Below are 10483 nucleotides of genomic sequence, written 5' to 3' on the forward strand. Positions count from 1 at the left end.
CTTCGGTACCGTTCTGGCATCCGAAAGCGATCCGGCGTGCACTACGACTGCCAATGGTGTGAAAAGGCTTTGACAAGATAGCGCCTAGCCCTAATCCTTGTAGACCTCACGAGGGCGAAACAGGTAGACCAGACTTCCTCCGGCTGCTCCAGCAAGTTGAAAACCTGACCTGGCTGCTGACAAGTTCCTGCAAGGCTCGGTGGTAGTCACCATCGATTGCAGCTTTACCTTTCACTCGGCAAACTCCGCAGAGGTCAGGGTAGTAGAACGGACTTCAACCCGCCTGATTACACCGTACTATACTATGAAGTAATCTTTTTGGGGAATAAGCAAAAGTATATGACATACTGGCAACTTCATTATCATCTCATTTGGTCAACGTATAATCACCAGCCAATCTTGACTGGTGAATACGAAAAGATATTGGTCATGTTCAAACTCAGTGCAATATAGTATACGCTCATGAGACTCGTTGTATCAAAGGTGAACCATGGAATTTCCGCTTGATGACCTGTTCGATGATGAACGCAGTGAACAGTGGGTCATGAACTATGTCCATCCCAACGGCTTGCCATGGACAGGCGGTGGGCGTGGCACCGACGCGATGCGTCGCGTTCGGCGCACCCGCCGGAGTGGGGTGACGGTGTATCGCTGTCGTCAGTGTCACCGCGTGGACAACGTCTATACGGGAACAATCCAGGGGAACTAACGTCGCCCGACTCAGGTAATTCTGCTCGTGCGGGACGTATGTAAAGGAAAACCGTCGCCGGTACTGGCTAAGGAATTGGGGATTAGCCGCACTACCGTCCATATCCTCCAGCGGGCGATGCAGTGCAACGCCCGCCAACGTCAACTGGACACCCCACTGGACGATCAGCACACCGAAACCGACGAGATATTCCGGCATGCGGGAAAATTAAGGAGCGCACCATACCGACCCGACCGACACGCCGCGACGGTAGGCCACCCGGTGCCGGGGTACAGGACAGACGCGCACGACCCTCCGCCAATGGTGGGCATGGTGGGCCGGAAGAGCGGACAGGTACGGCTACCGGTTGTTCAGCGGACCAGCCACGACATCCTGGCAGCGCACGCCGCTCACTCTACCTGTACACAGGCGGTAGTCAGTACCGATGAATGGCAAGGATATGCGCATAGTACTCAGGGCATTACACGTGGAATATAGCCATCGTGTGTGGGCACGCGATGCGGATGGTGATAGGGAATGCGAGGTATACATGACCACCTGCGAGGGACAGAGGACAACGGTGCGCAATGTTATGCGCCCGTTTCGCATGGCGTGCATAAAACGTACCTGGCTGTTTGTGTAGCGATGGGCGAGGTTCGTATCAATGAGCAACGAATCACTCCTGGGTTTATCGCTCAGTTGGTTAAGCTGCATCACTTTTGAATATGAGACCATCAGGTTTATAGTGCAACATTCATAATAGGCTCTGTCGGATTATGGCTGGTCTCGTACCAACCATTCAACCTGATCGACATAATATTTTGTCACCAGATCACTGCTCGTCTTAAGGTAAAAACCGGTGACATACGTATAGTCAGGTTCATAGATTAAATCGTCAAGCCAGACATAGATCTCAGCCCACTCACCGGGTGCAATGGCGCGATTTAAACCCAAAAAATAGAGCCTGGTCTCTGGAAAGAGTGGTTCTGTGCTATCGGTTACTCTCCCCTCCAGACTTACCGAATTGTCGTTGGGTTCCCAGTAGGGTACGCGATTGCTTCCCACCACCGAAATCGTCATTCCATCGTTGGCAATTGGCGTATCACCACCGCTCAGTCGTAATCGCAAAGCCGCTACCTGATCGCGGCGTAGCTTAATGCCGCTGTCCGGCGTAATTGTGAAGAAGAGAATACCGGTACTCTCGCTAGGTGTCACCGCAATCGCATGCTGACCGAGCGCGACCACATTGGTCTGCGTAAGCGTAAGACTTCCCAACAATGCGCTATTGTCGATACTCCAGCCGGCGCTCAGTTCATCACGGTACACCGGAAAGACCTGCAAGCTGCGGATGTCATTGGTCTGCCCGCTCCCGGTTTCCGCCGCCTGCGTAACCGGTGGTCGGGTAGGGAAGGGGGTGCGCGTAGGTGGTGGAATGAAGGGAGTTGCCATCGGACGCTCCAGAAAAAAGGGCGCCACTGTTGGAGTAGGAAAACCTGTAGGTACTGTATCAACGCTTAAACGGCGGCCACAGCCGGCCAGGACAACGATCAGGCAGAGTAGAATGGCAAGCCGCACGTGCATACAATCCTCACTCTCCAGGTGACAGTGCTGCCGAAACCGGCAACCTGCCAGCACGAATTCATCTTCATTGTCACGTGCAGTATACCGCTCTCGCCGATTGTCGGTATCAGGCGGTATTATTAGTTACCGGTTGGGATGAAAACAATCGCCAGGGGCGAACCGGGAGAGGTTTCTCTGCGGCAATTTGTGGCAAGGCGTTAATCACCCCCATCATCGTGCCTACAAAGACCATACTACCGTTTTCCCAGGACATATCAACGTAGGCATAGACAAAGTGGGTAAAGATGTAGAGGGTGGCCGTCAGAGCAAAGACGCGCAATTGACCGTATGGCATCAGGCGCACCATGCGGGCACCGTAGAGCATTGTCAATGCCAATAGAAGGATGAGGCCGTAAAACCCAATCACCCCAATCTTCATCCAGACCCACATAATCGAGTTATGGGTAATATACTCCCACCACTCGAAGACACTAATATCGGGAAGTGGAACGATAATGTGAAACTTATTACCGAATCCAATACCCGTGAGTGGCGACATGCGAATATTAAACATAATGTTGATATTCTCTAAATCACGGTACACATTCGATGCCGCATCACGGGCACTGGGTTGGCCGATAACCGAGCGCACAGCCCGGGCCAGAATACCGATTGGCCCTTGATTATTCCAGAAAACGATCAGGTACGCCAGCAAGCTCACCGCACCGGTTGGGGCAATGATGAAGAAGAGGCGTCGGTTCTCGATATAAAGCAGCAACACAATCAGACCGAGCGCCATGCCGAGGGTGAGAAATCCGGCCCGGCGAAAGTTGGCAATCAGGCTAAAGAGCACAAACGGTGCCATTAAAGTCATCGAGAAACGACGGGTCGCGCTATCACGATAGAGCCATGCTGCAACCAACAGCACGAAGAAGAAGTTGAAATGGATCGACATAGCATGTTCGGCAATCCGTTCCACCCCTTCCAGATCCCACTTCAACACATCGTGGACATACCAGACGCCGGCGACCCCCTTCGCAAACAGAGCAATTGTCGCCACCCAGAACAGGGTATTCAAGTGGGCACGGGTTTCAATTAAATTACCGGCCAGCAACAACATCAGGGGGAGATAGAAGATTGATCGAACCTCCCACAGTGCTATCACCCGATTCCCGCCATTGGCCAGACCATACACCAGGCCGATAGCGTTAAACACCAGAAAAATCGCTGCCGGCCAAAAGAGAGGCCCAAAATGGATGCGTAAGCGTCGTTCTGTTGCTGCGCGCACCAGCCAGACCACAAGCGTCCAGATGAGTGTCAACTCCTGGGGGCTGAACGAAAACGAATCGGAGACAAACATTATCGACTCGCGACTCGACAGATTTTTCGTAAAGGGGTACCAGGGGTGGAGCGAGCGATCACCAAAGAGTGTCAGCCCTAAAATGGCATATACACCAAAACGAGGCTGGATCGCAGTGGCAATCAGGACACTGCCAAAGATTAGAAAGGAGAGTACCGATTCAGGACTCATCCGCCGGCGCAGTAACACCACAATCACGCCGGTGAGTACACAAACCACCAGGAATAGTATCCACCAGCGCCGCTCATTGCGACGGGCAACAGTCATCACATCGGGATAGCGTGGAACAAGTAGATCAAGCATATGGTATTCACCGGATACGCACATTGCTCACCGGTCAAATCAGGTTAAAAAAGTAGTAGGCAGCCACCACCACTGCGCTCAGGCCAATCATCGCGATCACCAGATCACGCATCCGCCAGTGAGGGGTGAGCGCACCGATGAGCAGACACAATACCAGAAACCCAACAAAGAACTTCATACCTACTCCAGCGGGATCAGACGATGAATCCAGCGCGGGGTTGCAATCTGCGCCTGATTGAGAATAACGCCAAGAATCGGTACGTGTTTAATGTCATTCAGAGCACGCTGAACCTCGGTGATTGGTGTCACGCCGTGACGAACCACCAGAGCACAGGCAGAAGTGAGCGCCACGAGGGCCAACGTATCGCTTGTTTCGAGTACCGCTGGTAAATCAAACAAAATGTAATCAAATTGGGCCTCGAGCGTTTCCAGTAGCATACGCAGTTCAGGACTGCGGGCCAGAAGCGGTCGCTGATCGGCAGTTGTTGAACCGGCCGGCAGGAGAAACAGGCCGGCATAGTTGGTTGGCAATAATGTCTCTGCCAGTGATGCCTGCCCACGCAACACCTCAGCAACACCAGGACGTGGTGGTAGTGAGCGTGCCACCGGTTCCGCTGCCTGACGACGATCACGCTTACTAACCGGTGGCAGGGGATTAAGATTACCCGGCAATCCCGGATGCAACCAGTTGAGTTCCAGAACACATACTCGTTTACCGGTATCGTGGGCCAGGGTAGTTGCGCAGGCCAGCGTAATGTAACTGACACCTTCACCGCGCAGTGCTGAGGTAAACCCGACACGGCTGGGGAGACGCTGTTCGACCAGCAAATCGGTCAGCATACGTCGAATCTGATCAACCTGCGATCCGGCAAAAGAACGGCGCAGGTTCTCACCGACCACCTCAATGGTCAAAGGGAGTTCACTCTCTGCTACACTAGTCGGTTTCTTCCGAAATCCAAACATGGCATTGCCTCATATCAGAATATATTAGGATGATGGCAAACGGTTATTCCTCATCATCTACAGCCGGATCACACTTGTGGTTGGAGTGAAGGTTGTTCAGCTTCCACCGGTGCTGTGGTAGATGCAGGAACTGACACTTCCTTGCTGAATGGCACCAGTGCTAGCAATGGTACTCCAAGGCCGTTTTGCACATCAACGGGAAAGCGGAGACTGCGATCCAGCAACGCACTACCGCCGATCAGACTGGCCGACAGGAAGACACCTATCGCCACGAATATCACCATATTCCTGATGAAGCCGGTGATGGAAAATTCGGCACGCAATGGAATCTCAGGCTGGTCGATAATCTGGTAGGTCTGACGGATCAAACTCTCGTTTTTCACCAGCGCCAGACGAGCGCTCTCCTCGTTCTCCTGGGCAGCACTCAACCGTTCTTCGGCACGGGCCAGCGCTGCCTGCAACTGATCGAGCTGGAATTGCTCACCGGGCGGCCGCTCACCACGTACCGGTTCCGGGTTCGCACTGAGAAAATCGATCAATGCCTGGCGAGCAGCGTCAACATCGGCCTGATACGGTGCAATCAGCTCTTCAAAGAACTTTTGCGCCGCAATGCTTTCCTGAAAATCGTTGTTCATCTTCCATTTCAGATAGGTGTCCATCGTTGCGACAACCATCTGATACGAAAGCTCTGGATCATCGGTGGTAGCACGAATTTCAACCAGCTTATCACCGAGTGTATTCACACTGATAGTTTCACGGAAGAATGTAAATGTCTCCCAAACCACATCTGGCCCACCGGCCATTAAAGGTTCGAGCTTGGTTTGCTGGATCGCTGAACGAACGAAGGTATTCGTTGCCAGCAACTCGTAAATCTCATTCGAGGTTGCCTGAGCTGGAGTTATCCACCATGAGATATCACTGTCTGATGAGGTTAAGGAAGCTAAAAGACTCTCTTTCTCAACGTAAATCTTTCCACTTGAGAGGTATTCAGGCGGCGATAAAAAGATATACCCCACGCCTATCAACAGGGCAAGCACAAACGGTGCCAGACTGAACAAAGGCCGACGAAAGAAGCTCTCCAGGAGCCTGAGAACGATCAAGCGTACCATGTATCTCTCCTTACCAGAGCAGCACTTGTCATGCTGTAGATGCTATGTACATCATACTAACGATCACCTTCTCGTGCGTGAATAATAGTTTGTTAATTGTTCATTCAGTAGACGGCATGTTGCCATTTGTGATTTGCAGGATGTTGCATCAATATCGGATGCTAATCGGCCAGTGACTACTACATTGCGGATGGCAATTGGGCAGGAGATAGTTAACAGTTTCTTCAGACATGACGTATCTTATAGCATAAGACGAACCAATCTGGCACAATAGAACTGAATGGCAGCGCTATATTGAAGGTACCTCCATGGAAGAACGTATCCATCAGAAAGTATTACGTGTATTAGGCGAGGAATTGGGAGCCGCCCAACCACGACTCTGGCTTACCGGATGGCTGATCCACCTCCTGCCACGCTATACCGCTTCACGGGTGCGTCCGATTCTGCTAAGGCTGGCTGGATTCCGGATTGGTCATGGTACCGTTATAGTTGGACCACTCAGGCTTCACGGCTTTGGGGCAATCCACAACAGACTTCAAATTGGATCACACTGTTTTATCAACACCGATTGTTTCTTCGACTTGAATGATCACGTTACTATCGCCGATCATGTCAGCTTTGGGCATGAAGTCATAATTCTCACCACGTCGCATCAGATCAGTAGTGCTGCACATCGAGCCGGTTCGTTAACCAAAGCACCGGTTGTAGTCGAGAGCGGAGTGTGGATCGGTGCCCGCGCTCTTATCCTTCCTGGTGTGCGAATTGGTGCCGGTAGTATCGTCGCTGCCGGTAGTGTCGTGAATCGGTCGGTACCGCCCAATACGCTGGTTGGTGGTGTTCCGGCTAAGCCGATTCGGCAGCTTGATGAGTGAGTAGATTGTACAAAGTCGCGACACGCTCAGCCGGAACGGTTCAGAATGCCACCGACACCCTCTGACCACCATCCCGCGGTGTCCTCTGGGTCTCGATGATAGCTGGTTGCACCACAGAGATACAGAGGACACAGAGGTTTAGGACAGCTTTCAGCGCAGTACTGTCGGCAAAAAGTACTGATACGGCGTAAAGATTGTCACCGTTGTGCCATTCTCATTCACTTCCTTCGGGTCACCGTTGCCATTAGGATCGGGATCGAGGCCGGGGTTAGACGTGTCGGTCACGATCACATTTCCCGAAACGGCTGTAAGCTGCACCTGATTAGCGAACACAACTGGCCCCTCAGGAGGTTGCACCCAAACGATCAGGCGTAAGCGGGCAGTGTGACCGGCAGCCAGACTCTGATCAGGTGCCAGCAGTTGTTTGTCTGTCTGACCATTGAAGTGCGGGTTCACCGTTAATGGTACAAAACCGCTCTCGTTCACATTTTCCAGGCTCATCACTACCCACGCCTCAGCACTGGCGAAAACCGCGGCCAGATCATCTATGGCCTGCAGGTTATTGACCGGATCAGTCCCCAAATTGCGGATTGTAATCAGATACTCCAGCCGATACCCATCCTCACCATTATGCTGCGCGGCCTGGGGCGGAAAGGCAAACTTGGCAGCGCCCACACCACTCACACACTGCTTCAAATTAATCTGGGTCATTGCAAAATCATCGCCAAACGTGTTGTTGGTCAGGCTATCGATCTGGAGCGTGATGCTGGTGACACCGGTTCCGGTGGTGAAGGCAAACTGGATCGGCACCCAACGATCTGGGATTTTTGGTACAACGGTTGTACCGACCGATGTGTTGTTGACACGCAGCTCAATAATCGGATCAGCTGAAGCACTAGCACTCCTTACCGGATCGAGCAGGTTATCGAAGTAGGCAAAGAAGTTGTAAGTAGTGTTTGGCGCCACACTCACTACCTGTGTCCACAGATTAACCCGACCATTGCCGGCACTGTAGTTTGCAGCACTGGGGTTTGAATAAAAATAGGTGTTACTCGGCGGCACGTCGCGTTGCACATCACCTGGGAAAGATCGACCAAAGAGGTAAGGATTACTCTCAAAGGGAGGATATACAACACTGCCATTCTGGATCGAAAAACCACCCCCGCCAGTGTCATCCGGGTAGACACCATTACCTCGATTGGTGAGTGCCGAGTTAAAACCACTCGCGCCCTGAGCAAAATCACCGTTTTGTACCAGGTTGTCTCCGCCTACTACGGTGTTAGCCGGACAACCCCCAGAGCCGGTGTTGTGAATTGCGGCGCTGGCCGGTTGGGTAGCGATAGAATTACCCCACAATAATATGATGATTATGATTGCCGTAAACGGTTGTCGCATATGATCCTCCCTCCTGCATTATGGACTGGTAAAGGTTAAGAAGGTCACCGCATATGGAGCAAACGTATAGACACGATCCGGAGTATGGGCAGTTGGTGCTTCGTCACGATTGACAGATACGGTCTCGGCTAACAGATCGCTGGCACTCACGGTGGTGGCTTTCACCTGCCATTCAGCTTCGGGTAAGCCAATGGCCACAACAAGTGGCTGGTCGGTCTTGTTGATCGCCAGTAGCGTCAGTGTTCCATCGGCGTGTCGTCCGGCGTAGACACTTAACGTTGTCGCCGGATCAAATGTTGTCTGAACAGAGAGCATTTCATCGCCGAAATCACGCCAGATCAGCAGAGCGTAATATTGAGGATGCGGCTCGAAGGTATCGGCGTGGAGAAGACCGTAATCGGTGTCGTTGGCAGCACGTCCATTGGCTAAATCCCACTGATTAGCTATCTCCACGCCATGGGTTGCCATCTGCCCAATCGTATCGGCAATGAAGAGTAGATTAACTGCCCGCCGCATCAACTGAGCGTTATCGAGGTCCTGGAAGGCGATCAGATTGTATTCAGTGACCGCTACCGGCACCCGCCGCCCCAGATGGCGCTCAAAGGCATCGTTCAGTTCGGTCATGATAGTTGACCAGCTTCGTTGCGGTTGTTGTAAGGCGCCACGCGGATTCTCAGGGAGCTGAAAGTATGGATAGTAATGCACCACATAAAAATCGAGCTTATCACCGGCACCGGCAATCACCCGATTCCCCCAATCGCTCCACTCATCAGGCTTTTCAACGCCAACAGCGCCAATCTGAATGGTTGGATCAACCGCTTTCATCGCGTCATAGAAGGCCAGATAGCCATCGTAAGCGATACCATTAACTGTTTTGCCGCGCAGATATTCATCGGGATCGCATGTCCAGACGTCTTCCCACCCCCATTCAGAGCAATTGGGACCAACCTCACCCTTTGCCCCATACACCTCATTACCTACTTCCCAATACCGTACTGGGAAGGGATCATGGTTACCGGCCTCGGTGCGCAGCCTGGCCCAATAACCGACGGTTTGCCAGTCGCGGCCACGAGCGTCAACCCCTATCGGTCGCTGGTCATCAACGGTGCCATTGAAGAAAGCAACCAGTGCCGCTGCCTCTTGCGCTGAACCATTGATCGAGACTGTCCAGATGATGTCAGCATTCACTGCACGGGCAAAGCGCAGAAAATCGGACGGTTTGGCCGCCCACGGCCAGTAACACTCTTCACCACCGGTTTCACAAGCCGCCCAGGCATAGGCGTTACTCCAGCTTCCCCCCGGCATGCGTAACAGACTCAGACCAAGATCGGCAGTGCGTTGAATAAACGTCTCGTCGTTCAGTCGGTAAGGATTCAACCACGCCGGGACATTGGTGCCCAGCAACCGGCGATCAAAAGGTCGCGCAGTGGTTGGATCAATCACGATTGTGGGCACGTTACTGGTGGAGGTTGCAGCCGGTAACGCAGGAGTCGCTGTAGCTGATAGGGCTGCCGTTGGTGTGGCAACCGGAGTCGTGGTTGATACCGGTGTGGCAACAGGAGTGCTGCACCCTGCCAGAACGAACACAAGAACCATCGTATAGAAACGACACAGGAATGTCATGAAGAACTCCATCTGACTACAACGATAACCGGAATGAGCGTAACAGCGATAATACACTGAATATACAGTGCCACAGTAATCTGACAAACGAATGGTTAGAGGTTGAGTGGCATACACGTAGACCAGATAGCATTGTAATGGGACAACAGGGCAATGATGACCATATTTGAACAATGTTTTATGAAGAAACGGTAATGTTCGATAATGACAGTTTGCATGCTTCGTGGATAGACACCATTTGTCGAAGAGGGAGAGTATTGAAAAAAGGTTAGAAGCGAAACTGTTTCACGAAAGACACCTGAAGAGGGATAGGAGTGACAATATCATACGTTACTACGACATCACGCCGTAAGCCATAGTATGATCGTGGGTATTGTTTCACTAGCGCTACATACTCTGTGACTCGTACAAACCCGACCGGGAGAGGGAGTGCCCCGCTCAACGCACCCGATAGGGACGTGTAATGAGGTCCTGGTCTTCTACTAATGGCCTGGCTACAATCCTTGTAGTACAGACTGCATTTGTACGAACAGCATAGAACCTGTTTCAAAAAACATCTACTAGGAAGGTATCACATTCAATGCCGACCGCTTCCATGATCGTGACGAGG

At 52.2% G+C, this 10483-nt stretch carries 9 protein-coding genes; 2 read left to right on the forward strand and 7 right to left on the reverse strand.

What is annotated here, in order from left to right; all coding sequences use genetic code 11:
* The first annotated feature begins 490 nt into the window (after positions 1-490).
* Positions 491-709, forward strand: a complete 219-nt coding sequence (locus VAE55_RS00685) for a hypothetical protein (protein WP_322813904.1) — start codon at positions 491-493, stop codon at positions 707-709.
* A 753-nt stretch (positions 710-1462) separates the two neighbouring features.
* Here the strand turns inward: VAE55_RS00685 and VAE55_RS00690 are convergent.
* The 5 genes from VAE55_RS00690 to VAE55_RS00710 all read right to left on the reverse strand — a co-directional run bounded on the left by VAE55_RS00690 (position 1463) and on the right by VAE55_RS00710 (position 5983).
* Positions 1463-2269 (reverse strand): hypothetical protein, encoded by an 807-nt coding sequence (locus tag VAE55_RS00690; protein WP_322813905.1) that lies wholly within the window; start codon positions 2267-2269, stop codon positions 1463-1465.
* 106 nt (positions 2270-2375) lie between these two features.
* Positions 2376-3911 (reverse strand): O-antigen ligase family protein, encoded by a 1536-nt coding sequence (locus VAE55_RS00695; protein WP_322813906.1) that lies wholly within the window; start codon positions 3909-3911, stop codon positions 2376-2378.
* 34 nt (positions 3912-3945) lie between these two features.
* Entirely contained in the window at positions 3946-4089 is a 144-nt protein-coding gene (locus VAE55_RS00700) for a hypothetical protein (protein ID WP_322813907.1), read from the reverse strand.
* Positions 4090-4091: 2 nt separating this feature from the next.
* The gene (locus VAE55_RS00705; RefSeq protein ID WP_322813908.1) at positions 4092-4874 is read right to left on the reverse strand and encodes a CpsD/CapB family tyrosine-protein kinase; all 783 of its coding nucleotides are present in this window, start codon (positions 4872-4874) and stop codon (positions 4092-4094) included.
* Between the two features lie 68 nt (positions 4875-4942).
* Positions 4943-5983: a lipopolysaccharide biosynthesis protein gene (locus VAE55_RS00710; RefSeq protein WP_322813909.1), complete on the reverse strand. Its 1041-nt coding sequence runs from the start codon at positions 5981-5983 to the stop codon at positions 4943-4945.
* A gap of 308 nt (positions 5984-6291) precedes the next feature.
* Here VAE55_RS00710 and VAE55_RS00715 point away from each other — a divergent pair, with 308 nt between their 5' ends.
* The gene (locus tag VAE55_RS00715; protein WP_322813910.1) at positions 6292-6855 is read left to right on the forward strand and encodes an acyltransferase; all 564 of its coding nucleotides are present in this window, start codon (positions 6292-6294) and stop codon (positions 6853-6855) included.
* A 150-nt stretch (positions 6856-7005) separates the two neighbouring features.
* Here VAE55_RS00715 and VAE55_RS00720 read toward each other — a convergent pair whose 3' ends face one another.
* Together VAE55_RS00720 and VAE55_RS00725 are read right to left on the reverse strand one after the other, a co-directional pair.
* Entirely contained in the window at positions 7006-8250 is a 1245-nt protein-coding gene (locus VAE55_RS00720; protein ID WP_322813911.1) for a hypothetical protein, read from the reverse strand.
* A gap of 18 nt (positions 8251-8268) precedes the next feature.
* Positions 8269-9873, reverse strand: a complete 1605-nt coding sequence (locus VAE55_RS00725; protein ID WP_322813912.1) for an alpha-L-arabinofuranosidase — start codon at positions 9871-9873, stop codon at positions 8269-8271.
* Positions 9874-10483 lie beyond the last annotated feature (610 nt).

Source organism: Chloroflexus sp. (genome assembly GCF_034432675.1).
Lineage (GTDB): Bacteria > Chloroflexota > Chloroflexia > Chloroflexales > Chloroflexaceae > Chloroflexus.

What these genes read in the sequence shown, in the direction of transcription:
- VAE55_RS00705 (WP_322813908.1), bottom strand. Translation starts at nt 4,874, where the DNA reads ATGTTTGGATTTCGGAAGAAACCGACTAGTGTAGCAGAGAGTGAACTC.
- VAE55_RS00720 (WP_322813911.1), bottom strand. Translation starts at nt 8,250, where the DNA reads ATGCGACAACCGTTTACGGCAATCATAATCATCATATTATTGTGGGGT.
- VAE55_RS00710 (WP_322813909.1), bottom strand. Translation starts at nt 5,983, where the DNA reads ATGGTACGCTTGATCGTTCTCAGGCTCCTGGAGAGCTTCTTTCGTCGG.
- VAE55_RS00725 (WP_322813912.1), bottom strand. Translation starts at nt 9,873, where the DNA reads ATGACATTCCTGTGTCGTTTCTATACGATGGTTCTTGTGTTCGTTCTG.
- VAE55_RS00690 (WP_322813905.1), bottom strand. Translation starts at nt 2,269, where the DNA reads ATGCACGTGCGGCTTGCCATTCTACTCTGCCTGATCGTTGTCCTGGCC.
- VAE55_RS00715 (WP_322813910.1), top strand. Translation starts at nt 6,292, where the DNA reads ATGGAAGAACGTATCCATCAGAAAGTATTACGTGTATTAGGCGAGGAA.
- VAE55_RS00695 (WP_322813906.1), bottom strand. Translation starts at nt 3,911, where the DNA reads ATGCTTGATCTACTTGTTCCACGCTATCCCGATGTGATGACTGTTGCC.
- VAE55_RS00700 (WP_322813907.1), bottom strand. Translation starts at nt 4,089, where the DNA reads ATGAAGTTCTTTGTTGGGTTTCTGGTATTGTGTCTGCTCATCGGTGCG.
- VAE55_RS00685 (WP_322813904.1), top strand. Translation starts at nt 491, where the DNA reads ATGGAATTTCCGCTTGATGACCTGTTCGATGATGAACGCAGTGAACAG.